Annotated in this window: 25 protein-coding genes; 8 read left to right on the top strand and 17 right to left on the bottom strand. The window is 58.9% G+C overall.

What is annotated here, in order from left to right:
• Window positions 1-231 precede the first annotated feature (231 nt).
• Complete coding sequence (locus WFO70_RS20680; RefSeq protein WP_142487338.1) at window positions 232-450, top strand: protein SlyX; 219 nt, start codon at window positions 232-234, stop codon at window positions 448-450.
• Window positions 451-495: 45 nt separating this feature from the next.
• Here WFO70_RS20680 and slyD read toward each other — a convergent pair whose 3' ends face one another.
• From slyD to kefG, 4 genes are all read right to left on the bottom strand, one after another.
• Window positions 496-1080, bottom strand: coding sequence for a peptidylprolyl isomerase (gene slyD, locus WFO70_RS20675; protein WP_337018929.1), 585 nt, complete (start codon window positions 1078-1080; stop codon window positions 496-498).
• 94 nt (window positions 1081-1174) lie between these two features.
• Window positions 1175-1375 carry a YheV family putative zinc ribbon protein gene (locus WFO70_RS20670; RefSeq protein ID WP_064327697.1) on the bottom strand — a complete coding sequence of 67 codons (201 nt, stop codon included), beginning with the start codon at window positions 1373-1375 and terminating at the stop codon, window positions 1175-1177.
• Window positions 1376-1386: 11 nt separating this feature from the next.
• The gene (kefB, locus tag WFO70_RS20665) at window positions 1387-3192 is read right to left on the bottom strand and encodes a glutathione-regulated potassium-efflux system protein KefB (RefSeq protein WP_337018926.1); all 1806 of its coding nucleotides are present in this window, start codon (window positions 3190-3192) and stop codon (window positions 1387-1389) included.
• Window positions 3192-3743 carry a glutathione-regulated potassium-efflux system ancillary protein KefG gene (kefG, locus tag WFO70_RS20660; protein ID WP_442913410.1) on the bottom strand — a complete coding sequence of 184 codons (552 nt, stop codon included), beginning with the start codon at window positions 3741-3743 and terminating at the stop codon, window positions 3192-3194. Before kefG ends, kefB begins: the two co-directional genes overlap by 1 nt.
• A gap of 124 nt (window positions 3744-3867) precedes the next feature.
• Here kefG and WFO70_RS20655 point away from each other — a divergent pair, with 124 nt between their 5' ends.
• The gene (locus WFO70_RS20655; protein ID WP_337018922.1) at window positions 3868-5772 is read left to right on the top strand and encodes an ABC transporter ATP-binding protein; all 1905 of its coding nucleotides are present in this window, start codon (window positions 3868-3870) and stop codon (window positions 5770-5772) included.
• A gap of 15 nt (window positions 5773-5787) precedes the next feature.
• Window positions 5788-6726, top strand: coding sequence for a LysR substrate-binding domain-containing protein (locus tag WFO70_RS20650; RefSeq protein WP_337018920.1), 939 nt, complete (start codon window positions 5788-5790; stop codon window positions 6724-6726).
• Here the strand turns inward: WFO70_RS20650 and mdcH are convergent.
• The 8 genes from mdcH to mdcA form a co-directional block, all read right to left on the bottom strand.
• Window positions 6716-7615: a malonate decarboxylase subunit epsilon gene (gene mdcH / locus WFO70_RS20645; RefSeq protein WP_337018919.1), complete on the bottom strand. Its 900-nt coding sequence runs from the start codon at window positions 7613-7615 to the stop codon at window positions 6716-6718. The genes WFO70_RS20650 and mdcH overlap by 11 nt on opposite strands.
• Entirely contained in the window at window positions 7612-8232 is a 621-nt protein-coding gene (locus WFO70_RS20640) for a malonate decarboxylase holo-ACP synthase (RefSeq protein WP_337018917.1), read from the bottom strand. Before WFO70_RS20640 ends, mdcH begins: the two co-directional genes overlap by 4 nt.
• Before the next feature lie 2 nt (window positions 8233-8234).
• The gene (locus WFO70_RS20635) at window positions 8235-9194 is read right to left on the bottom strand and encodes an AEC family transporter (RefSeq protein ID WP_337018915.1); all 960 of its coding nucleotides are present in this window, start codon (window positions 9192-9194) and stop codon (window positions 8235-8237) included.
• Window positions 9195-9322: 128 nt separating this feature from the next.
• A complete protein-coding gene (mdcE, locus tag WFO70_RS20630) occupies window positions 9323-10123 on the bottom strand; it encodes a biotin-independent malonate decarboxylase subunit gamma (protein ID WP_337018913.1) in 801 nt (266 codons plus the stop codon).
• On the bottom strand, window positions 10123-10956 hold the full coding sequence (locus WFO70_RS20625; protein WP_337018911.1) for a biotin-independent malonate decarboxylase subunit beta: 834 nt from the start codon (window positions 10954-10956) through the stop codon (window positions 10123-10125). The genes mdcE and WFO70_RS20625 overlap by 1 nt, the downstream gene beginning before the upstream one ends.
• On the bottom strand, window positions 10949-11248 hold the full coding sequence (gene mdcC / locus WFO70_RS20620) for a malonate decarboxylase acyl carrier protein (protein ID WP_337018909.1): 300 nt from the start codon (window positions 11246-11248) through the stop codon (window positions 10949-10951). Before mdcC ends, WFO70_RS20625 begins: the two co-directional genes overlap by 8 nt.
• 9 nt (window positions 11249-11257) lie before the next feature.
• Window positions 11258-12115 carry a triphosphoribosyl-dephospho-CoA synthase gene (locus WFO70_RS20615; RefSeq protein WP_337018907.1) on the bottom strand — a complete coding sequence of 286 codons (858 nt, stop codon included), beginning with the start codon at window positions 12113-12115 and terminating at the stop codon, window positions 11258-11260.
• A complete protein-coding gene (gene mdcA, locus WFO70_RS20610; protein WP_337018905.1) occupies window positions 12115-13770 on the bottom strand; it encodes a malonate decarboxylase subunit alpha in 1656 nt (551 codons plus the stop codon). Before mdcA ends, WFO70_RS20615 begins: the two co-directional genes overlap by 1 nt.
• A 227-nt stretch (window positions 13771-13997) precedes the next feature.
• Between mdcA and WFO70_RS20605 the strand changes: the two genes are divergently transcribed.
• The 3 genes from WFO70_RS20605 to WFO70_RS20595 are packed head-to-tail and all read left to right on the top strand — an operon-like array spanning window position 13998 to window position 16135.
• Window positions 13998-15020 carry a hydrolase gene (locus WFO70_RS20605; RefSeq protein WP_337018903.1) on the top strand — a complete coding sequence of 341 codons (1023 nt, stop codon included), beginning with the start codon at window positions 13998-14000 and terminating at the stop codon, window positions 15018-15020.
• Window positions 15017-15235 (top strand): YheU family protein, encoded by a 219-nt coding sequence (locus WFO70_RS20600; RefSeq protein ID WP_106995183.1) that lies wholly within the window; start codon window positions 15017-15019, stop codon window positions 15233-15235. Before WFO70_RS20605 ends, WFO70_RS20600 begins: the two co-directional genes overlap by 4 nt.
• Before the next feature lie 30 nt (window positions 15236-15265).
• Window positions 15266-16135 (top strand): phosphoribulokinase, encoded by an 870-nt coding sequence (locus WFO70_RS20595; protein WP_333852983.1) that lies wholly within the window; start codon window positions 15266-15268, stop codon window positions 16133-16135.
• Between the two features lie 41 nt (window positions 16136-16176).
• On the opposite strand, the gene WFO70_RS20590 is transcribed toward WFO70_RS20595, so the two are convergent.
• Window positions 16177-16581, bottom strand: a complete 405-nt coding sequence (locus tag WFO70_RS20590; RefSeq protein WP_337018898.1) for an OsmC family protein — start codon at window positions 16579-16581, stop codon at window positions 16177-16179.
• Window positions 16582-16890: 309 nt separating this feature from the next.
• Here WFO70_RS20590 and crp point away from each other — a divergent pair, with 309 nt between their 5' ends.
• Entirely contained in the window at window positions 16891-17523 is a 633-nt protein-coding gene (gene crp / locus WFO70_RS20585; RefSeq protein WP_000242758.1) for a cAMP-activated global transcriptional regulator CRP, read from the top strand.
• Between the two features lie 56 nt (window positions 17524-17579).
• The gene (locus WFO70_RS20580) at window positions 17580-19667 is read left to right on the top strand and encodes a YccS/YhfK family putative transporter (protein ID WP_337018896.1); all 2088 of its coding nucleotides are present in this window, start codon (window positions 17580-17582) and stop codon (window positions 19665-19667) included.
• Between the two features lie 34 nt (window positions 19668-19701).
• Here the strand turns inward: WFO70_RS20580 and argD are convergent, their stop codons facing one another.
• The 4 genes from argD to WFO70_RS20560 form a co-directional block, all read right to left on the bottom strand.
• Complete coding sequence (gene argD / locus WFO70_RS20575; RefSeq protein ID WP_337018894.1) at window positions 19702-20922, bottom strand: bifunctional acetylornithine/succinyldiaminopimelate transaminase; 1221 nt, start codon at window positions 20920-20922, stop codon at window positions 19702-19704.
• Window positions 20923-21009: 87 nt separating this feature from the next.
• On the bottom strand, window positions 21010-21573 hold the full coding sequence (gene pabA / locus WFO70_RS20570) for an aminodeoxychorismate synthase component 2 (RefSeq protein WP_337018892.1): 564 nt from the start codon (window positions 21571-21573) through the stop codon (window positions 21010-21012).
• Between the two features lie 30 nt (window positions 21574-21603).
• A complete protein-coding gene (locus WFO70_RS20565; RefSeq protein WP_337018890.1) occupies window positions 21604-22206 on the bottom strand; it encodes a putative adenosine monophosphate-protein transferase Fic in 603 nt (200 codons plus the stop codon).
• Window positions 22196-22363, bottom strand: coding sequence for a YhfG family protein (locus tag WFO70_RS20560; protein WP_337018888.1), 168 nt, complete (start codon window positions 22361-22363; stop codon window positions 22196-22198). Before WFO70_RS20560 ends, WFO70_RS20565 begins: the two co-directional genes overlap by 11 nt.
• Window positions 22364-22386: the final 23 nt, after the last annotated feature.

The raw sequence follows: 22386 nt of genomic DNA, 5'->3' as shown, positions 1-22386 counted from the left end.
TCTCCAGGGCCGGGGACTCTCACCCCGTATTAAGCGTAAATGAGAAGCGTACTATAAAACGTTGAGGAACAAATCTACAGGTAGACACCCCTGATTAGCACCACATTTCAGACTATTTTTGTTTAAATTAGTTTCGCAGCAATGGGATGTTTACTGCGCGCGCGGATAATCTCGGGTAAAATCCGCCGCCGCCAGCCCCGTAAGGGGTAAACAAGACCAACGAGGTGAATCATGCAGAATACAGATATGGAAGCACGACTGGCTGAGCTTGAAAGCCGCCTGGCTTTTCAGGAGATCACCATCGATGAGCTGAACCAGACCGTGACGGCCCACGAACTGGAAATGGCAAAACTGAGGGATCTACTGCGTCTGTTAACCGAAAAAGTGAAAGCGTCGCAAGCATCGCACATTGCGTCGCAGTCGGAAGAGACGCCGCCGCCCCATTATTGAGACGTAAAAAAAGCGGGATATTCCCGCTTTTTTTGAGCCTGAAGCTTAGTGGCAACCGCAGCCGCCATTACCGCAACCGCCTTTACCGTGGTCGTGACCATGGTCGTGATCGTGGCCGTGACCACCGCAGCAACCGTCGTGACCGTGATCGTGGTCATGGCCGTGCGCACCGTGAACGTGGCCGTGAGCCAGCTCTTCTTCAGTGGCTTCGCGGATGGCAACAACTTCAACGTTGAACTTGAGGTTCTGGCCAGCCAGCATGTGGTTACCATCAACCACAACGTGGTCATCTTCAACTTCAGTGATTTCTACTGGAACCGGACCCTGGTCAGTTTCAGCCAGGAAACGCATGCCAACCTGCAGTTCGTCAACGCCCATGAACACGTCTTTAGGAACGCGCTGCACCAGGTTGTCATCGTACTGACCGTATGCGTCGTTAGAGGCAACGTCTACGTCAAATTTGTCGCCAACTTCGTGACCGTTCAGGGCGTTTTCCAGACCCGAGATCAGGGAACCGTGACCGTGCAGGTAGTCCAGCGGCGCACTCACCGGAGACTCATCAACCAACACACCGTCTTCTGTACGTACCTGATAGGCCAGGCTGACCACCAGGTCTTTTGCTACTTTCATGATATCTCCTGAGCGTGGGAAAATTGCTGGCGCAGATTGTAACGGAAATCTGCACCCGTGTACCCTTTAGCTTAAAAAAACTCAGGGCATATCGCTAGTCCGGATGAAAAATCCCGATCACTTGCTCTTCTTTGCGAACATGCTCGCGAACCTCTTTGTCTGCTTCACGCATCTGGTGTCCGCACTTAACACATTCAACAATATCAATATTGTTCTCCCGCCACATGGCCAGAGAGTCCTGCGCCTGACAGGCCGGGCATTTCGCACCGGCGATAAAGCGTTTACGTACCGCCATTCTCTACCTCGTTATTCAAATTCATCCCAGCCATCCAGCTGCCGACGCTCCTGCTGCATCTCGCGCTGGAAGATCTCTTCCAGCTCCCGGCGCGCTTCCCGCACCCGGGAAATTTGCACCGTATCGGTATGCACCGGCATTAACTCACGCAGCATCATCATATCCAGACGGCGAAAGTGTAACTGCGCGCGCTGGGCCTGATGCGGATGCATCCCCAGCGTCACTAACGTCTTACGTCCCAGCTCCAGCGCACTGGAGAAGGTCTCGCGGGTAAATTGCTTCACCCCGGCCTGAAGCAGTTCATGGGCTTCTACACGCCCGCGCGCTCGCGCCAGGATATGCAGATGCGGAAAATGCTGCTGGCAGATCTGCACCAGCTTCATGGTGTCTTCCGGCTCATTACAGGTGATGACAATCGACTCCGCCGCCTCTGCCCCTGCGGAACGTAACAGTTCCACCTGGGTGGCATCACCGTAATACACCTTGTAGCCATATTTTCGCATCAGGTTAACCGCGCTGATATCGCGCTCCAGCACCGTCACACGCTTTTTGTTCGCCATCAGCAGACGGCCAATGACCTGCCCAAAACGCCCGAAGCCCACCACGATCACCTGCGGCTTATCATCGTCCACCCAGGGCGCTTCATGCTCATCGTCAGCCGCATTAATACGCCGTGCCAGGCGTTTATCAATCAGCTTCATCAGCAGCGGCGTGGTCATCATCGACAGCGTGACGGTCACCAGCAGCAGCGCCATCTGATCATGCTGGAACAATCTCTGGGACGATGCTGTGGAGAAGAGCACAAAAGCGAACTCTCCCCCCTGACTCAGCACCCCGGCAAGCTGCGCGCGCTCCGGATGACGCAGGCCGTATACCCGTGCCAGCCCGTACAGCACCAGCATTTTGACGGCAATCAGCACCGCCACGCCCAGCACCACGGCCAGAATATGGGTATAGAGCACGCCCAGATTCAACGCCATACCGACCGAGATAAAGAACAGCCCTAACAGCAGCCCTTTAAACGGATCGATAGCAATCTCCAGTTCGTGCCGGTACTCGCTTTCCGCCAGCAGCACGCCCGCGATAAAGGTCCCCAGCGCCATCGACAGCCCCAGCGCATCCATAAACAGCGCCGAGCCCAACACCAGCAGCAGCGTGGCGGCGGTAAACACCTCCCGCACGCCGGAGGCCGCAATAAAGCGGAACACCGGACGCAGCAGATAGCGCCCGCCCACCAGCATTCCGGCAAAGGCCAGCACCTTCATGCCGATTTTCATCCAGTCGAAATGCTCTTCGCCCGATCCCGCCAGCAGCGGCACCAGGGCCAGCGCCGGGATCACCGCCAGATCCTGAAACAGCAGCACCGAGAATCCCAGCTGGCCCGCCTCGTTACGGTTCATCCCTTTGTCGCGCATCAGCTGCAGGGCCATCGCGGTGGAAGACATCGCCAGCCCGATCCCGCCGACGACCGCCGCCTGCCATGAGAAATGGTCCAGCATCAGCAGGCCACCGAGGATCACCGCGCTACCGATCACCTGCGCGGCACCCACGCCGAAGATGGATCGCCGTAGCTGCCAGAGCTTGGCCGGATTCAGCTCGAGGCCGATAATAAACATCAGAAAGACGACGCCCAGCTCCGAGAAGTGCAGGATTTCGTCCACATCGCTGATAAATCCCAGCCCCCAGGGGCCGATGGCGATACCCGCCAGCAGATAGCCGAGCACCGCGCCAATACCCAGTCGCGCAGCCAGTGGCACCGCCACCACGGCGGCGAGCAGAAACAGCACCCCGGCCAGCAACAGATCGGAACCCTCCATCAGCGGCCTCCCGTCAGCCTGGGCGCAGCCAGCCAGTCGCCATAGGCTTTAGCATGGCTGGCCAGTTCACTCTGATGCTGCCGACGCGCCCAGTAGATAACGATCGGACTCAGCCAGTGCATGCGGCACATGGCCGCCGTCAGTTCGAACGGGCGCAGGATATCGTTCATCGGGTAGCGGTTAAGCCCATCGTGGCGATAGGCACTCTCCGGCTCGCCGGTGGTAATGACGTTCCGCCAGTACTTTCCCGCCAGCTGGTTTCCTCCTGGGCCACTGGCGAACCCGCGGGTCAGCACGCGGTCCAGCCACTCTTTCAGCAGCGCCGGGCAGCTGTAGGTGTAAAGCGGATGCTGGAACACGATGACGTCGTGCTGGCGCAGCAATTCCTGCTCATGAGGGATGTCGATAAAAAAATCGGGGTAGTGCGCGTAGAGATCGTGCACCGTTACATTACTGAGCTGTAATGCCGGCTGGAGCAAAACCCGGTTGGCGACCGAGTCCTGCGACTCCGGATGGGCATACAGCAGCAGCACTTTTGCTGTCTGGGACATCATTCCTCTCCCGGGTCGTCATCACTGTTATTTTGGGCTACCATGGCACACCCACGCGGCGCGTGGCGGCACTTTTAACCTGATTATAATTACAACTTAACATAGTCGGAACATACGGCGCTCTATGATTGTTTTCTCCTCATTACAAATTCGTCGCGGCGTTCGCGTCCTGCTGGACAACGCTACAGCCACCATTAACCCGGGTCAGAAAGTGGGCCTGGTGGGCAAAAACGGCTGCGGTAAATCTACGTTACTGTCATTGCTGAAAAACGAGATCACTGCCGACGGCGGTAATTTTACTTACCCGGGTAACTGGCAGCTGGCCTGGGTAAACCAGGAGACGCCTGCCCTGAGCGTACCGGCGATGGACTATGTTATTGACGGCGACCGGGAGTACCGCAAGCTGGAAGCCGAGCTGCACGCCGCTAACGAGCGCAACGACGGTCACGCGATTGCCACCGTTCACGGCAAACTCGACGCCATCGACGCCTGGACCATCCGCTCCCGCGCGTCCACCCTTCTGCACGGCCTGGGGTTCAGCAATGAGCAGCTGGAACGTCCGGTCAGCGACTTCTCCGGTGGCTGGCGTATGCGTCTCAACCTGGCCCAGGCGCTGATCTGCCGCTCTGACCTGCTGCTGCTCGATGAACCCACGAACCACCTCGATCTCGATGCGGTTATTTGGCTGGAGAAGTGGCTCAAGAGCTATCAGGGCACTCTGATTCTGATCTCCCACGACCGGGACTTCCTCGATCCGGTGGTGGACAAAATTATTCATATCGAACAGGAATCAATGTTCGAATACACCGGCAACTACAGCTCCTTTGAGCGCCAGCGTGCGGTGCGTCTCTCTCAGCAGCAGGCGATGTACGAAAGCCAGCAGCAGCGCGTGGCGCATCTGCAAAGCTTTGTCGATCGCTTCAAGGCCAAGGCCTCGAAAGCCAAACAGGCCCAGAGCCGCATCAAGATGCTGGAACGGATGGAGATGATTGCCCCGGCACACGTCGACAACCCGTTCCACTTCAGCTTCCGCGCGCCGGAAAGCCTGCCTAATCCGCTGCTTAAGATGGAAAAGGTCAGCGCAGGCTACGGCGACCGCATCATTCTCGACTCCATTAAGCTCAACCTGGTCCCCGGTTCCCGTATTGGTCTGCTCGGGCGCAACGGTGCCGGTAAATCGACCCTGATTAAGCTGCTGGCGGGCGAACTGGCTCCGGTCCGCGGCGATATCGGTCTGGCGAAGGGCATCAAGCTCGGCTACTTCGCCCAGCATCAGCTGGAATTTTTACGCGCTGATGAATCTCCGCTGCAGCACCTGGCGCGCCTGGCACCGCAGGAGATGGAGCAGAAGCTGCGGGATTACCTGGGCGGCTTCGGCTTCCAGGGCGATAAAGTGACCGAGAAGACCGAGCGCTTCTCCGGCGGCGAAAAAGCGCGCCTGGTGCTGGCCCTCATCGTCTGGCAGCGCCCGAACCTGCTGCTGCTCGATGAACCGACTAACCACCTGGATCTCGACATGCGCCAGGCCCTGACCGAAGCCTTAATCGAATTCGAAGGCGCGCTGGTGGTGGTCTCGCACGACCGTCACCTGCTGCGATCCACCACCGACAATCTGTATCTGGTGCATGACAGCAAAGTGGAGCCTTTCGACGGCGATCTGGAAGATTATCAGCAGTGGCTGAGCGACGTGCAGAAGCAGGAGAGTCAGCCTGCGGAAGGGGCCAAAGACAACGCCAACAGCGCCCAGGCACGTAAAGATCAGAAGCGTCGTGACGCGGAGCTGCGCACCCAAACCCAGCCGCTGCGTAAAGAGATCACCCGTCTGGAAAAAGAGATGGAGAAGCTCAACGCGCAGCTGGCCACCGTCGAAGAGAAGCTGGGCGACAGCGGTCTGTATGACCAGACGCGTAAAGCCGAACTTACCGAGTGCCTGCAGATTCAGGCCAAAACCAAATCCAGCCTTGAGGAGTGCGAAATGGCCTGGCTGGAGGCGCAGGAACAGCTCGAAGAGATGCTCCAGAGCGACTAACCCGGGAGAGGGGCGATGATACCGGATCTGACCAGCGAGATTACCTTCCGCAAACTGAGTATCTTCATGACCTTTATGGAGACGGGCAATATCGCCCGCGCCGCTGAGGTGCTGAACCTCAGCGGGGTCAGCGTCCATCGCGCCCTGCACACCCTGGAAGAGAACGTCCGCTGCCCGCTGTTCACCCATAAAGGCCGCAATCTGATCGCCCTGCCCGCCGCCTGGACGCTGCTTGAGTACTGTCAGGAGGTGATGCAGGTGATGGAGCGCGGGCTGGAAGAGGCGCGTAAAATTGCGGGCATCGGCCAGGGCCGTCTGCGGGTGGGGACGCTCTACTCGCTGACGCTTGAGACGGTGCCGCAGTTAATCATGGGGATGAAACTGCGCCGCCCGGATCTGGAGATGGATCTCACCATGGGATCCAACGAGACCCTGCTGCACATGCTGGATGAAGGCTCGCTGGATGCCATTCTCATCTCTATCTCCGAAAGCGAGATTGACCGCAACAACCTCGAAGTGCTGCCCCTGTTCCACGATGATATCTGTCTTGCCGCCCCGGCCTCGGCGCAGCTCAATACCAGCGAGCTGGCGGATTTACGCGACTACAAAGACCAGAAGTTTGTCGCGCTGGCCGAGGGCTTCGCCACCTACGCGGGCTTTCAGGAGGCGTTTCATATCGCCGGATTCGAGCCGGAGATTGTCACCCGGGTCAACGACATTTTCTCGATGCTGAGCCTGGTGCAGGCGGGTGTCGGCTTTACGCTGATGCCGGGCAGGATGAAGAAGGTGTATGAAAACTCGGTGCAGCTGTTAAAACTGGCCCAGCCGTATCAAATGCAGCAGCTGATCGCCATCGTCTTTGCCCGCAACCGCGAGCAGGATCCGAGCCTGCGGGCGCTGGCGGCGGAAGGCCGCATGTACGCCCGCCGCCTTGAGCAGAACGCTACGCCTTAATGCGCCGGGCAAGATGCACTGCGACGTCCACGCCGCTGCGCTCCAGTGAAACCGCCTCGCCTTCCCAGGCCGCCTGACGCGTCAGGCAGGTAAGCACCCCGCCGGGCGGCATCTCAATTGCCAGCCGCGCTTCACGCTCGTTAGCGGCAACCACCGCCTCCTGCCAGCGCACCGTCCGGGCCATGTTCATGGCCAGATCGTCGGCAATTTTCTCAGGCTGCCAGAGCACGCGCCCGGTGCTGCCGCTCAGGTAGGCGCAGCGGGGGCGAGAGAGCGTAACCCGGCTGAAGGCCTCGACCAGTTTTTGCGCCGGTTCCGCCAGCAGTTCGCAGTGCGACGGAACGCTGACCGTCAGACGGCGGGCTTTATTGGCCCCTTTCGCCAGCGCGCGTGCCGCCACTTCCGCCATGCCGTCATCGGCACCGGCGATCACTATCTGCGTCTCGGCATTCAGGTTGGCAATATAGGTGCCGGTGCCTTCCATCAGGGTTTCCACCTGCGCAAGCGTTAAGCCCATGATCGCCGTCAGGCCGTAGCCGTGCGGATACGCCTGCTCCATCAGATCGCCGCGCAGGGCCACCAGCGTCAGGGCATCAGAGAAGTCGAGCGCCCCGGAGAGCACCGCCGCAGGATAGGCCCCGATAGAGAGGCCGCTGACGATATCCGGTGCCACACCGCGACGCTCCAGCTCACGCGCCCAGGCGACGCCGGCGATCAGCAGTGCGAGCTGCACCGCGCGGGTGTGCTGCAGCGCCGCCGGGGAGTCGAGCGCGTCCACCTCGCTGGCACCCAGCACTTCACGCGCCTGAGCCAGCTCGGTTCCCGGCAGGTTGTGCAGCATACCGGGATGTTGCGTCCCCTGCCCCGGAAAGGTAAACAGGATCTTCATTGTTCCTCCCATGCCCAGGGGTTCGCCGTCAGGCGCGGCCCCCGGTCGGTTTTCAGTAACGTTTTCCCATCACGTAGCCATTCGTTGAGCGCAAATCCACCCAGCGGCGTCTCGACCTGGGTATCGGCCCGGCACAGCGCGCCTTCAAGGTGCGACTGCCAGGCCTGCAAAACATCAGGAGAGAGAGGCTGCGGCGCGCGGATCAGCAGATCGAGATCGCTGTCGGCGTGGATCACCGCAATGCCAGTCGCCAGCGCATAGCCGGTGCTGCCGGTAATGCCCCAGGTCCATGGCCAGGGTGTGCGGGAGAGCTGTACCGCCACCTGAACCGGTGGCTGAGTGATAAAGGGCGAGCGCAGCAGACTCGCTTCTGCGCTCAGCTGTTCGGGGGAGACGATACGGGCAATCTGGTCGGGGTTAACCCAGCCCGCCGCGCGTTGATCGCGTCTCAGGCCGCGTACCCCTACCGGAATACGCCCGTTACCATCAACATCACGCCGCACCACCACCGGTAGCCCGGTGTGCCAGGCCGTATCCACCCAGGGCTCGTGGATCGCCTCGAGCGCATCCCGGGTGGTCAGCCAGATTAAGTCGTGCGGGCGTAATGTTGTGGTCATGATTACATTCCTGAAGTCAGCGAGATAAACAGCGGCAGCGACAGGATACACAGGACGGAGCTTAACAGCAGCACCGCTTCCGCATCCGGAGACTGTACGCCAAAGCGGTTACCAAACACGACGCCAAAGAAACCGGCGGACAGGGCAATCATCAGGATAGCGGTAATCGCGACCGAGCCGTGCAGACCGAAGATCAGCACAATACCCCAGGCAATCGCCGGTTGGATCAGCAGCTTGGTGATGGTGGCGCTAATCACCATGGTGTTGATCTGCAGCTTACGGGCAGACAGGATCACGCCGGTCAGGAACAGCGCCGCCGCAGTGGCCGACAGGCCCAGAGGCTTGATGGAAGCCAGCACCAGGTCCGGCATTTTGATGCCAATAGCGGACAAAATCACACCCAGCAGCGGGCCCATCACAATCGGTTTTTTAATGGAACGCCACATCAGCACCGGCAGCATCGCCAGGGTTGAACCACTGCTTGTCCCTTCCGCACGCGCTTTTTCGCGCTCCAGAATCAGCAGACAGAACGGCGTCATCAGCACGGAACCACAGGCGATAGAGACCGCCACAGAAAGCGACGTCGCTGAACCTTCCCCCAGCACGCTACCCAGAATCGGCAGACCCAGCGCGGCATAGTTCGGCAGCGCCACGGTCAGGGTCAGCACGGCGGCATCCTGCGGCGACTTTTTAAAGACCTTAGTGGCGAGGAAATAGATAGCCGCATAGGTGATCCACATCGCGAGGGTCAGAACCAGGATCAGCGGCGACTGGGCGATAATACCTGACCAGGACGTTTGCACCGTGGCGCTGAACAGCGCAGCGGGCAGTGCAAAATCCATCACGAAGATATTAAGCAGAGACACATTTTTGTTATCTACCATTTTGGCTTTACCGGCCCAGAAACCGAGCAGCATGATGACAAAAATGGGGGCAAGGGCATGAACAATCACATAAGTCATAAATCACCTGTAAAAAAAGAAGTTTAAGCACTGACGCGATGGTTATTATTTTCAGGATGCAGGCTCCTGCATGGGCGCAACGGGTGCGCCCACGGGGCAGGCATCTGGCAGGTCTTTTCTTTTTGGTGTTACCAGCTGGCTCGCATACGTTCGCGTACAAGAGCAGAGCTGTGGCGATTGTCGGCACCCAGACGGCTTTTCAGCGTCGGATCCCGGCGAGCGTCATCAATGGCCTGTTGTAAGGTGGTCTTCACCAGCGCCAGATCGAGAGATGAAGGTGCGTCCGGATTGCTGATATCCAGCAGGTTTTCCAGCAGCCCCAGCGTGGCGTAGTTACTGATGTCATACGCCATTGGCGGGATGGTTGCCGCCAGTTTTTCCAGAGCCTCCACGGTACGCAGCGTGATGCGCGCGGCTGACTCTTTGCCCATCGCGTGGATCAACACGCCCGGGTCGTTAAAGGCGATCAGCCGGTTGGCCTGATAGCCATGGGCCAGAAACGCCCCGGACATCGCTTTCCCGACGATAAGACCAATCACCGGATGGCCCGCCAGACGGGCATTCGCATAGGCTGCTGCGGCACCGGCCAGCGCCTGATGAATACCAAATCCCTCTTCGCGACGGCCATAGGCCTGGCTCGGGACGTCGATCACCGCCACAATCGGGCGCTTAACCGCTTTATCAGCATCGGCCGCGACGGTTTCACTCACCACTTTGGCCAGGGTCCAGCCTTCCAGCAGACCGACCTCGCCACGTGCGGCACGCGGGTAGTGATTGTTGGCATCTGGCACCACCGCGACAAAGCGCACCGCTTCGCCATTCAGCTCGCCATCTGCCGCCTGAACCGACGGGCAGAGCCCTTCCAGACGTTTGGCATTCGGGGCCAGGGTTTCCAGCCAGAGCTCACCACGGCTAATTGAAGTACTCATCATTTCACCTCCCGGGCAAAGAGCGCGTGAATCTGTTCGGTATCCGCCTGTTTGCGGGTGTCAAACTGGGACAGGCGTTCGAGATACCAGTCGTAATTGTCAGTGCGATGTTTTGCCGGCACGCCTTTGGCAATCGCGTCGTTCATTGCCGCTTTCACCGCGTTCACGCCGTCGCCCACCAGGGCATCCACCAGCCCGCTTTCGTAGCGAATTTCGCCCCCGGTCATGCTCCAGATGAACGGCCGGTCGCGGGAGTCGTACTCTTCAATCCCCGCTTCCTGCTCGATAACCTGCGGGCCGTTGAGGCCCAGACGCGCTTCGCGGGTGACAATCAGGTAGCTGCACAGCGCCGCCGCGATGGACATCCCGCCGAAGCAGCCCACGGTCCCGGCAACAATCCCGACCACCGGGGTATAGCGGCGCAGATCGACAATCGCCGCGTGGATATCGGCAATCGCCGCCAGGCCAAGATTCGCCTCCTGCAGACGCACGCCGCCGGTTTCAAGGCTCAGTACCGCCTGGGTTGGAATGCCGTTGCGGTTATCTTCTGCCGCCAGTTCCAGCGCCGCCGCCATTTTGGCACCGGACACTTCGCCCATGCTGCCGCCCTGGAACGCGCCTTCTATCGCCACCACCACCGCAGGTTTGCCGTTGATGGTGCCTTTCGCCACCACCATGCCGTCATCGGCCTGCGGGACGATGCCCTGCGGCCCCAGCCACGGAGACATGATCCCTTCAAACGGATCCAGCAGTTCGCGGAAGCTGCCCTCGTCGAGCAGGGCCTGCGCCCGCTGGCGCGCTTTTAATTCGATAAAGCTGCTGTCATCACGCATGGCTCACCCCCTCAAAGACCTGTTCGATACGAATGCGTGCCACGCCCGGCGTGGCGCCAAAGTCGTGAATGGTTAGCTTGCCCGCCGGCAGGCTGCTGACGGTCTGCAGTCTGTTGAACAGCGCATCCCAGCGGCCACGGCTGTTATCGACAGAGGTGGTGATCTCGATAGTTAATGTCTGGCCCTGGTCGGCGGTAAATAACACCTCCATATCCCCGGAGCCCACAACGCCTGCCAGCGCTTTGCCGTTCAGGGCACGGCTGGCGGGCAGAGTTAAGGTAATTTTTTCCATAACATCCTCTTAATTCGCTAAATAAGGCGTCTCTATGCGGTCAAGGAACAGCGTGGCGGCCAGCAGATCAGCCGCGCCGCCCGGAGAGGCATTGAGCAAGAGCATCTGTTTATCTAATAACGCGAGCGCGCGTTGCCCCTCAGGCTGTGCGGTGCCGCCGGCGGCCAATACCGCCCGGGCCCCGTCCTGCATGGCGTCTAACCCCTCCATCCCGGCGCGCGAGAGCACGCAGGTATCGGTTAACGAGGTCATGATCGCCATCAGCGCATCAAGCCGGGCATGGGCTTCGCCACTGCCGTTAAGACGGCTCAGACGAAGCTGCGGCAGCGCCCGCTGCATAATGTGCGGAAACGCCTGCTGCGCCTCTTCGCGCGCGCCGGGCACCTGATAACGGTGGGTGGCGCGCAGCCCTTTACTGAATACTTTCGGCGCGGCGTCATCCGGCAGTTTCGCCAGCTGCGCGGCGGTATCGGCTACCGTCCGGGCTCTGGCACTGCCGCCGAGCATCGCCACGGCGCTGACCAACAATCCCAGCGCCCAGATAGCGCCCCGGTGGGTATTCACCCCGCCGGTGGCGGCCATCATCTGCTGCTCGCCTTCGCGCCCCAGCCGACCTACGGTTTGCCGTAGCGAGATATCGGCCGGACGCTGCCAGCTTTGCAGCGCCAGCGCCTGAAACGTGGGGGTCAGGCTGTGCGCCGAACGCTCCATCAGCGCGAGCGACAGATCCTGGTGCGCGCCGTTCCCCCGACTGTCCACCAGACCGGGTTTCGGGCTCAGTCGCGCTTCGTCAATCAGACACTGCGTGGCGGTTCGCGCCAGCCATTCGGCACCGCCTTCAACCTGAATCTGGGGCAGAAGTTTCATTACCAGCTCCGGAATTTCGCAGGTGGGTTGTACAGACCGCCTGACCATTCAACCAGGTCAGACACGCTGCCTGCCGCCAGTAGAGAGCGGGTGGCGTCGGTGCGGCGAATGCCCATATCTTCCGGGTAGAGCACTTTGCCACTCTGGCGCAGCTCGACGACGCGTTTTGCGTCCACACCCAGACCGATATCGGTGATCCCGGCAACGGCCGCGACCATGGCCCGGCGCTCTTCCAGATCTTTCGCCCGGTAGAGGTAAGCAATCCCCTCTTCCGTCAGCACGTGGGTGACGTCATCGCCGTAAATCATGACCGGGGCCAGCGGCATACCGGAGGCTTTCGCCACCTCGACGGCGTCGAGTTTTTCCACGAAGGTTGGCTTCACGCCCGCCTGGAAGGTTTCCACCATCTGCACCACCAGCTTTTTACCGCGCTGCATTGGGTCAGGCTCGGTGATCATGTTCAGCCAGGCCGGGGTGGCATGACGACGACCGTGCGGGTCGTGGCCCATGTTGGGTGCCCCACCGAAGCCGGAGAGACGGCCGCGGGTCACGGTTGAGGAGTTGGCATAGCCATCCACCTGCAGCGTCGAGCCGATAAACATATCCACCGCGTACTGACCTGCCAGCTGACAGAAGGCGCGGTTAGAACGCATGGAGCCGTCGGCACCGGTAAAGAACACGTCCGGACGGGCACGGATATACTCCTCCATCCCCAGCTCGCCGCCGAAGCAGTGCACGCTTTCGACCCAGCCGCTTTCAATGGCGGGGATCAGCGTTGGATGCGGGTTCAGCGTCCAGTGTTTACAGATTTTGCCTTTCAGGCCGAGCTGTTCGCCGTAGGTCGGCAGCAGCAGTTCAATGGCGGCAGTGTTGAAGCCGATACCGTGGTTCAGCGACTGAACCTGGTGTTCCGCATAGATGCCTTTGATGGCCATCATCGCCATCAGGATATGTTCCTGTTTGATCAGGCGCGGGTCACGGGTGAACAGCGGTTCGATAAAGAACGGCTTGTCCGCCACTACCACGAAATCGATCCAGGAGCCGGGGATATCCACGCGCGGCAGATCGCACTCGTCGTCCACCAGCTCGTTCACCTGGGCGATGACGATGCCGTCGTGGAAGGCGGCGGCTTCGACCAGCGCCGGGGTATCCTCGGTGCTGGCACCGGTATAGAGGTTACCTTTACGGTCCGCTTTAAAACCGGCAATCAGCGCCACGTTTGGCGACAGATCCACATACAGGCGGGAGTAGAGTTCGATGTAGGTGTGGATGGCACCAATCTCCAGTTGCCCGTCTTCCAGCAGCTGCGAAATACGCAGGCTTTGGGTACCAGAGAAGGAGAAATCGAGTTTGCGGGCGATACCCTTTTCAAAAATATCCAGGTGCTCGCTGCGGCCCACGCTCGGCATAATCATATGCAGGTCGTGAACGATTTGCGGGTTCACTTCGGCGAGGGATCGTGAAAGAAAATCTGCCTGTTTCTGGTTATTCCCTTCCAGTACGACTTTGTCGCCTGGGGCGATCAGTTTTTCCAGCATGGCGACAAGGTCGCCTGTTGGCAGTACCTTGCCCTGCACCGGGACGGAAGCCAGGCGGCGCGCTTTTTCAGTGCGACGCGTGTTCCAGTTCCGGGCTGGTGTTTGCCCTGATAACATTGTTAACCTCCTGATTCAGCACATCTTTAGATTTGCTTAACGTTGAGTAAAGTCTGCACCCTGGCGAGAAAGTCATCAATTAAGCGTAGAGGTGAATCATTAGCCTGAGAGTAATAATCAAGGTAAATATTTTTGATAGGGATCAGTTCATGTTTCGGAAAACCAGGCTAAACGGGGTACAATTCGGAAGCTATCGTAAATAACAGACAATAATTAGCATCACCTTTATGACCCAAATCATTCCCTCAGATTTCAACATTGCAGCCGACGAGAGTGCAGAATTTGTGCCCATGCGGGGGGTGTCGAATCGACACCTGCAGACCATGCTGCCGCGTCTCATCCGCCGTAAAGTGCTTTTTACCCCCGTCTGGCAGCGCCTTGACCTGCCGGATGATGATTTCGTTGATTTAGCCTGGAGTGAAGATCCGCTTCAGGCCCGGCACAAACCTCGTCTGGTGGTCTTTCATGGTCTGGAGGGCAGCCTGCACAGCCCCTATGCTCACGGCCTGATCCAGGCGGCGAAAGCGCGCGGCTGGCTGGGCGTCGTAATGCACTTTCGCGGATGCAGCGGCGAACCCAATCGCCAGAAACGCATCTATCACTCCGGCGAAACGGAAGATGGCACCTGGTTCCTGCGCTGGCTGGCAGAGACCCACGGCCCGGCCCCTACCGCGGCGGTAGGCTATTCGCTGGGCGGAAATATGCTCGCCTGCCTGCTGGCAAAAGAGGGCGACAACATCCCGCTGGACGCCGCCGCCATCGTCTCTGCTCCGTTCATGCTGGAGCACTGCAGCTATCATATGGAGAAGGGCTTTTCGCGTGTTTATCAGCGCTATCTGCTGAACTTGCTCAAAGCCAATGCGGCACGCAAACTGAAAGCTTACCCGGATACGCTGCCGGTCAGTCTGCAGCAGCTGAAGAAAGTGCGCCGCATCCGCGAATTTGACGATCTGATCACCGCCAAAATTCACGGCTTTGCCGATGCTATTGACTACTATCGTCAGTGCAGCGCCATGCCGGTGCTGAGCAAGATCACCAAACCGGTGCTGATTATTCACGCGAAAGACGATCCCTTTATGGATCATCACTCAATACCGGCGCAGGCGTTTCTGCCCGCTAACGTGCAGTACCAGCTGACCGAACATGGCGGGCACGTGGGCTTTGTCGGCGGCACGCTGCGTCGCCCGACCATGTGGCTGGAAACGCGTATCCCGGACTGGCTGACCACATACCTGGAACCGATAAGATGATTATTCCCTGGCAAGATCTGGCTCCCGAAACGCTGGATAATCTGATTGAAAGCTTTGTGTTACGCGAAGGCACCGATTATGGTGAACAGGAGCTTTCGCTTGAGCAGAAGGTCGCCGACGTCAGGCGCCAGCTGCAAAGCGGTGAGGTGCTGGTCGTATGGTCCGAGCTGCACGAAACCGTCAACATCATGCCTCGCAATCAATTTCGCGGTTAACCGCGACCTCTTTCCACTCAGGGAGTTGCTATGTCCGCCAGACATCCGGTTATTGCCGTTACAGGGTCGAGTGGTGCAGGTACCACCACCACCAGCCTCGCTTTTCGTAAGATCTTCTCCCAGCTGCATCTGCGCGCCGCGGAAGTGGAAGGCGACAGCTTTCACCGCTACACCCGTCCTGAGATGGACATGGCTATCCGCAAAGCCCGGGATATGGGCAAACACATCAGCTACTTTGGCCCGGATGCCAACGACTTTGGCCTGCTGGAGCAAACCTTCGCCGAATACGGGCGAAGCGGCACCGGCCAGGCGCGCAAATACCTGCATACCTATGACGAAGCGGTCCCCTGGAACCAGGTGCCGGGCACCTTCACCCCCTGGCAGCCCCTGCCGGAACCCACCGACGTGCTGTTTTATGAAGGCCTGCATGGCGGGGTGGTGACGCCACAGCACGACGTGGCGCGCCATGTCGATCTGCTGGTAGGTGTAGTCCCTATTGTGAACCTGGAGTGGATCCAGAAGCTGACGCGGGATACCAGCGAACGCGGCCACTCCCGCGAGGCGGTGATGGACTCCGTGGTGCGCTCGATGGAGGATTACATCAACTTCCTGACGCCGCAGTTTTCCCGCACCCACATTAACTTCCAGCGCGTCCCGACCGTGGATACCTCTAACCCCTTTGCTGCCAAAGGCATCCCGTCGCTGGACGAGAGCTTCGTGGTGATCCATTTCCGCAATCTGGACAATATCGATTACCCCTGGCTGCTGGCGATGCTGCAGGGTTCGTTTATTTCGCACATCAATACGCTGGTGGTCCCGGGCGGGAAGATGGGGCTGGCGATGGAGTTAATCATGACGCCGCTGGTGCAGCGGTTGATGGAAGGCAAGAAGATCGATTGAGGATTTTTGCCCGGTGGCGCTACGCCTACCGGGCAATGGGATTACGCCCCGATCACTTCATACGAGTGGGTAATCTTGACCGCTTTCTCCAGCATCAGCGCCACGGAGCAGTACTTCTCGGCTGAGAGATCCACCGCACGGGATACCGCCGCGTCTTTCAGCTCTTTACCGGTCACCACGAAGTGAAGATTGATATGGGTGAACAGGCGCGGTGCCTCTTCACGACGCTCTGAGGTCAGTTTTACTTCGCAGTCAGTCACATCATGACGCCCTTTTTGCAGGATCGACACCACGTCGATCGCGCTGCATCCGCCTGCCGCCATCAGGACCACTTCCATCGGACTTGGCGCTTTGTCACCGGAGTTGCCATCCATCAAAATCTGGTGCCCGGAAGCCGACTCACCGAGGAACGTTAACCCTTCAACCCATTTCACACGTGCTTGCATTTGTATTAACTCCAGGAGTGCATTTTTCCTGACAGATTACGCGTCAGTAACAATTCTGACAACGGAAGTCGACCTGCATCAAGCTGAAGCGAGACACCAGGAGACAGGCGGCAAAAGCTATGCTAAAACAGTCGAGATGCTACAGTAATACATTGACGTTGCACATGTATGCAGAGGACATCACACATTACAGGCTGCTAATTATTGTGACAGCCAGTCCCCAGGCAGGGGAAAGAATTCGATTGTAACCCCAGAGTACAGGTACAGAGCCAGACTCTGGAGACAGCTTATAACAGAGGATAACAGCGCATGGTGCTTGGCAAACCGCAAACAGACCCGACTCTCGAATGGTTCTTGTCTCATTGCCATATTCATAAGTACCCATCGAAGAGCACGCTGATTCACCAGGGTGAAAAAGCGGAAACGTTGTATTACATCGTCAAAGGCTCAGTGGCAGTGCTGATCAAAGATGAAGAAGGTAAAGAGATGATCCTCTCTTACCTGAATCAGGGAGATTTCATCGGCGAACTGGGCCTGTTTGAAGAAGGTCAGGAGCGTAGCGCCTGGGTTCGTGCTAAAACTGCCTGTGAAGTGGCTGAGATCTCTTATAAGAAATTCCGCCAGCTGATCCAGGTCAACCCGGACATCCTGATGCGCCTCTCTTCGCAGATGGCTCGCCGTCTGCAGGTCACGTCCGAGAAAGTGGGTAACCTCGCCTTCCTCGACGTAACGGGCCGCATCGCTCAGACCCTGCTGAACCTGGCGAAACAGCCAGACGCCATGACCCACCCGGACGGTATGCAAATTAAAATTACCCGTCAGGAAATTGGTCAGATCGTCGGATGTTCTCGTGAGACAGTGGGTCGTATCCTGAAAATGCTGGAAGATCAAAACCTGATTTCTGCCCACGGTAAAACCATCGTGGTTTACGGAACACGTTAATTCCGCTAAAACGGCGTGGCATCGCAGGATGACACGCCGTTTTTGTCTCTATCCCCATGTGGCGCAGGCTCATTTATCACCCGGAAGTTAACTACGCACTGCGGCAAACCCTGGTGTTGTGTCTCCCCGTGGCTGTGGGTTTGATCTTCGGTCATCTGCAACAAGGTCTGCTCTTTTCTCTCGTTCCTGCCTGCTGCAACATTGCCGGTCTGGACACCCCGCATAAACGCTTTTTTAAACGCCTGACCATTGGCGGCTGCCTGTTCGCCGGCTGTAGCCTGGCCGTGCAGCTGTTGCTGGCCCGGGATATTCCGCTGCCCCTCATTCTGACCGTGCTGGCGATGACGCTGGGGGTCACGGCTGAGATCAGCGCCCTGCATGCCCGGCTGCTGCCCGCCTCGCTGATTGCGGCTATCTTTACCCTGAGTCTGGCGGGGAACATGCCGGTCTGGGAGCCGCTACTCCTCTATACGCTGGGCACCCTCTGGTACGGGCTGTTTAACTGGTTCTGGTTCTGGATGTGGCGCGAACAGCCGTTGCGAGAGTCGCTGAGCGTGCTCTATCAACAGCTGGCAGAGTATTGCGAAGCCAAATACACCCTGCTGACGCAGCACACCGATCCTGAAAAATCGTTGCCGCCGCTGCTGGCCCGCCAGCAGAAGGTGGTGGACCTGATCAGCCTCTGCTATCAGCAGCTGCATATGCTGGCGGCCAACAGAAATCATGAATACAAACGCCTGCTGCGCACCTTCCAGGTGGGGCTGGATCTGCAGGAGCACATCTCCGTCAGCCTGCATCACCCGAAGGAGGTGCAAAAGCTGGTGGAGCGCAGCCACGCCGAAGCGGTGATCCGCTGGAACGCGCAGACCGTTGCGGCCCGTCTGCGGGTGCTGGCCGACGACATTCTCTATCATCGCTACCCCACCCGTTTCTCTATGGACAAGCAGCTTGGCGCGCTGGAGAAAATCGCCCGTCAGCACCCTGATAACCCGGTGGGGCAGTTTTGCGCCTGGCACTTCAGCCGGATTGCCCGCGTGCTGCGCACGCAGCGTCCGCTCTATCCGCGCGACCTGATGGCTGACAAACAGAAACGGCTGCCGCTGCTCCCCGCCCTGAGAAGCTACCTGTCGCTAAAATCTGCCGCCCTGCGTAACGCGGCGCGCATCAGCGTGATGCTGAGTATCGCCAGCCTGATGGGCGTGGCGCTGCACCTGCCAAAACCCTACTGGATCTTAATGACCGTGCTGCTGGTGACGCAAAACGGCTACAGCGCGACGCGGGTGCGAATTCTCCACCGGGCGGCCGGGACCCTGGCGGGACTGATTATCGCCGGTGTCACTCTGCACTTCCACGTCCCGGAGGGGTACACCCTTGCCGGCATGCTGATGGTAACCCTGGTGAGCTACCTGATCATTCGCAAGAGCTACGGCTGGGCGACGGTGGGCTTTACGGTTACGGCGGTGTATACCCTGCAGCTGCTGACCCTGAACGGCGAGCAGTTTATTATCGCCCGGCTGGCCGATACCCTGATTGGCTGCCTGATTGCCTTCGGCGGGATGGTCTGGCTGTGGCCGCAGTGGCAGAGCGGGCTGCTGCGCCAGAACGCTCACGACGCGCTGGAGGCCGATCAGGAGGCTATCCGCCTGATCCTCAGCGACGATCCGCAGCCGACACCCCTGGCCTGGCAGCGCATGAAGGTCAACCAGGCGCACAACGCCCTGTTCAACTCCCTCAACCAGGCGATGCAGGAGCCGGGCTTCAATTCGGCGTATCTGGCGGATATGAAGCTGTGGGTAACGCACAGCCAGTTTATCGTCGAGCATATCAACGCCATGACGACGCTGGCGCGGGAGCATACGATGCTGACGCCAGATCTGGCGCAGCGTTATCTGCAGTCGTGTGAAATTGCGCTTCAGCGCTGTCAGCAGCGTCTGGAGTATGACGCGCCGGGTGAGAGTGGGGACAGCAATATTCTGGAAGCGCCAGAGACCCTGACGCAAGGCCCCATGAGCACGCTGGAGCAACACCTTCAGCGCGTACTGGGGCATCTGAACACCATGCACACTATTTCGTCAGTGGCATGGCGTCAGCGTCCGCATCATGGGATCTGGTTGATCCGGCGTTTGAAGCGCACGCCGTATTAACGTTTGTGCCCGGCGGCGCTACGCTTGCACGGGCCTACGCCTGAACCACGCGCTTCACCGCCTGCGCAAAGCGGCTCATCCCTTCGTCGATATCCTCGCTCTCCACCAGCAGCGACGGCGCAAAGCGCATCACGTCCGGCCCGGCGTTGAGGACCATCGCCCCTTCACTGGCGGCGGCATAGAGAAAATCGCGCGCCCGGCCTTTGTATTGCGGTTTCAGCTCAGCGCCAATCAACAGGCCCATGCCGCGGATATCGCTGAAAACATCATATTGGGCATCGATCTGCTGGAGGTGCTTCACAAACTGCTCGCGTTTCGTCTTAACGCCGCTCAGCACCGCCGGGGTATTGATGATATCGAAGGCCGCGCCTGCCACCGCGCACGCCAGGGGATTTCCGCCGTAGGTGGAGCCGTGTGAGCCCACGTGGAACGCCGAGGCGATATCCTGGGTGGTGAGCACCGCGCTGACCGGGAAACCGCCGCCGAGCGCTTTAGCGCTGGTCAGGATATCCGGCGTCACGCCGTAGTGCATATAGGCAAACAGATCCCCGGTACGGCCCATGCCGCTCTGCACTTCATCAAACACCAGCAGGGCCTGATGCTGGTCGCACAACTCGCGCAGCCCTTTCAGGAATTCCGGCGTCGCCGCCGTCACGCCACCTTCGCCCTGGATCGGCTCAACCACCACCGCGCAGGTGTGATCGTCCATCACCGCTTTTACCGCATGCAGATCGTTAAACGGCACGTGAATGATGTCGGCCGGTTTCGGGCCAAAGCCATCGGAATACTTTGGCTGACCGCCCACGGTCACGGTAAACAGCGAGCGGCCGTGGAAGGCGTTGTGAAAGGCGATGATTTTGGTTTTGAACGGGCTGTGGCGGGTGGAGGCGTAGTAGCGCGCCAGCTTAAAGGCCGTTTCGTTGGCTTCGGTGCCGGAGTTCATAAACAGCACGCGCTCGGCAAAGGTGGCGTCGATAATTTTACGCCCCAGACGCAGCGCCGGTTCGTTGGTAAAGACGTTGCTGGTGTGCCACAGGGTTTCACCCTGGGTTTTGAGCGCCTCGACCAGCGCCGGGTGACAGTGGCCTAGCGCCGTCACCGCAATACCGCCCGCAAAATCAATGTACTCTTTACCCTGCTGATCCCAGACGCGGCTGCCTTTGCCCTTCACCGGGATAAACTCAGCCGGTGCATAAATTGGCAGGATAACTTCATCGAATGTTGCGCGCGTAATTGCAGATTGTTCAGTTGCCATGTAACCCCACCCTTTTTTAAGCAAGAAGCAGAAGTGAAAATATAATCACGAAATATGCTTAAAAAATCACTTTATGGCAACTAAAAATCAACGCTGGAGGAAATTAGCCAACAGCTGATGTCCCTGTTCGCTGAGAATGCTTTCCGGGTGGAACTGCACCCCTTCCAGATCCCATTCCCGGTGGCGGATACCCATAATCTCCCGGGTCTCGCTCCAGGCCGTCACCTCAAAGCAGTCGGGTAAGGTGGGCGGATCAATAACCAGGGAGTGATAGCGGGTCACGGTCAGGGGATTGTTGAGGCCAGAGAAGACCCCCGTCCCATTGTGCGTCACCGGAGAAGTTTTGCCGTGCATCACTTTGGCGGCACGGACAATGGTCGCGCCAAAGACCTGGGCGATGGCCTGGTGCCCGAGGCAGACGCCGAGGATCGGCAATTTACCGGCATAGTGCTGGATCACCGCCAGCGAGATCCCGGATTCATCCGGCGTGCAGGGGCCGGGAGAGATCACGATTTTCTGCGGGTTCAGCGCCGCGACCTCTTCCAGAGAAAGCACGTCGTTGCGCCGGACCACCACCTCCGCCCCCAGCTCGCAAAAATACTGGTACAGGTTCCAGGTGAAGGAATCGTAGTTATCAATCAGCAGAATCATGGCGGCTCCCGAAAAAATGGCCGCCCTATTCTACTCAGTTTCCCGGGCTTCGCTCACCACTTTGCTGAAGATTGTATTCAGCGCGCTCAGATCCCCCATCGCACCGCTCTGGTTGGCCTGGGCCCACTCTTCAGGGTCAATGTCACGCCAGTCGAGTTGATATCCGGCATGGATCGCCAGCTGTTCAAAGAAGATGCGCTGCACAATCCCGTTGCCGATGCGGAACGGATGCAGGACGTTGATTTCGCAATAGTAGTGGCTGAGGCGGTTAATGAACTCATCTTTCTCCAGCCCGACGAGATATCCCTCCTCCTCCAGATCCTGCATCAGGGCATTGCCCTCTTTTTCGATATAGGCGAAGTGGCAGAAGCGGGTATCGCCCTGGTAAATGTCCATCTCACGAATATCGCCCGCCCAGTCAAAAATATCCTGGTAGAGATGCTGGTGGATAGCGCACAGGTGCGGCAGACCGCGCAACAGCGGCCCGAGGCTCAGGGTGGCGGCACGCAGCGCGGTGAATTCATAGGCTGCCTGCGCAAGACGTTCGGCCTGACGAATGCCCAGCCGGTTACGCATCACGTTCAGTTCCGGGTAGAGGTAAGGATCGCGATCGTTGCCGTATTTATCGCTCATGCTGCCCCCTTAACGCTTCAAGACGAAGCTGGGCTTCTTCTGCGCTGAGCGTGACCAACGGGCTGTCGACCCCTTCAAGGCGGCGGCTGGCCTGGAAATTCCTGTTTCGCTGCTGTTCCCAGAGACGGGATTTTTGTTTTTCAGTGAGCTTTTTCACCTGTTACCTCCCTGATTGTGCTC

This window comes from Leclercia sp. AS011, assembly GCF_037152535.1.
GTDB lineage: Bacteria > Pseudomonadota > Gammaproteobacteria > Enterobacterales > Enterobacteriaceae > Enterobacter.
This window is presented reverse-complemented; position numbering and strand designations above follow the sequence as displayed.

Coding starts and splice junctions, on each gene's coding strand:
- pabA (WP_337018892.1), bottom strand. CDS start 21,573: ATGATTCTGCTGATTGATAACTACGATTCCTTCACCTGGAACCTGTAC.
- WFO70_RS20670 (WP_064327697.1), bottom strand. CDS start 1,375: ATGGCGGTACGTAAACGCTTTATCGCCGGTGCGAAATGCCCGGCCTGT.
- WFO70_RS20565 (WP_337018890.1), bottom strand. CDS start 22,206: ATGAGCGATAAATACGGCAACGATCGCGATCCTTACCTCTACCCGGAA.
- kefB (WP_337018926.1), bottom strand. CDS start 3,192: ATGGAGGGTTCCGATCTGTTGCTGGCCGGGGTGCTGTTTCTGCTCGCC.
- WFO70_RS20650 (WP_337018920.1), top strand. CDS start 5,788: ATGATACCGGATCTGACCAGCGAGATTACCTTCCGCAAACTGAGTATC.
- crp (WP_000242758.1), top strand. CDS start 16,891: ATGGTGCTTGGCAAACCGCAAACAGACCCGACTCTCGAATGGTTCTTG.
- WFO70_RS20595 (WP_333852983.1), top strand. CDS start 15,266: ATGTCCGCCAGACATCCGGTTATTGCCGTTACAGGGTCGAGTGGTGCA.
- WFO70_RS20580 (WP_337018896.1), top strand. CDS start 17,580: ATGTGGCGCAGGCTCATTTATCACCCGGAAGTTAACTACGCACTGCGG.
- WFO70_RS20615 (WP_337018907.1), bottom strand. CDS start 12,115: ATGAAACTTCTGCCCCAGATTCAGGTTGAAGGCGGTGCCGAATGGCTG.
- WFO70_RS20605 (WP_337018903.1), top strand. CDS start 13,998: ATGACCCAAATCATTCCCTCAGATTTCAACATTGCAGCCGACGAGAGT.
- kefG (WP_442913410.1), bottom strand. CDS start 3,743: ATGTCCCAGACAGCAAAAGTGCTGCTGCTGTATGCCCATCCGGAGTCG.
- argD (WP_337018894.1), bottom strand. CDS start 20,922: ATGGCAACTGAACAATCTGCAATTACGCGCGCAACATTCGATGAAGTT.
- WFO70_RS20625 (WP_337018911.1), bottom strand. CDS start 10,956: ATGCGTGATGACAGCAGCTTTATCGAATTAAAAGCGCGCCAGCGGGCG.
- WFO70_RS20680 (WP_142487338.1), top strand. CDS start 232: ATGCAGAATACAGATATGGAAGCACGACTGGCTGAGCTTGAAAGCCGC.
- WFO70_RS20600 (WP_106995183.1), top strand. CDS start 15,017: ATGATTATTCCCTGGCAAGATCTGGCTCCCGAAACGCTGGATAATCTG.
- mdcE (WP_337018913.1), bottom strand. CDS start 10,123: ATGAGTACTTCAATTAGCCGTGGTGAGCTCTGGCTGGAAACCCTGGCC.
- mdcA (WP_337018905.1), bottom strand. CDS start 13,770: ATGTTATCAGGGCAAACACCAGCCCGGAACTGGAACACGCGTCGCACT.
- WFO70_RS20590 (WP_337018898.1), bottom strand. CDS start 16,581: ATGCAAGCACGTGTGAAATGGGTTGAAGGGTTAACGTTCCTCGGTGAG.
- mdcC (WP_337018909.1), bottom strand. CDS start 11,248: ATGGAAAAAATTACCTTAACTCTGCCCGCCAGCCGTGCCCTGAACGGC.
- slyD (WP_337018929.1), bottom strand. CDS start 1,080: ATGAAAGTAGCAAAAGACCTGGTGGTCAGCCTGGCCTATCAGGTACGT.
- WFO70_RS20635 (WP_337018915.1), bottom strand. CDS start 9,194: ATGACTTATGTGATTGTTCATGCCCTTGCCCCCATTTTTGTCATCATG.
- mdcH (WP_337018919.1), bottom strand. CDS start 7,615: ATGAAGATCCTGTTTACCTTTCCGGGGCAGGGGACGCAACATCCCGGT.
- WFO70_RS20655 (WP_337018922.1), top strand. CDS start 3,868: ATGATTGTTTTCTCCTCATTACAAATTCGTCGCGGCGTTCGCGTCCTG.
- WFO70_RS20640 (WP_337018917.1), bottom strand. CDS start 8,232: ATGACCACAACATTACGCCCGCACGACTTAATCTGGCTGACCACCCGG.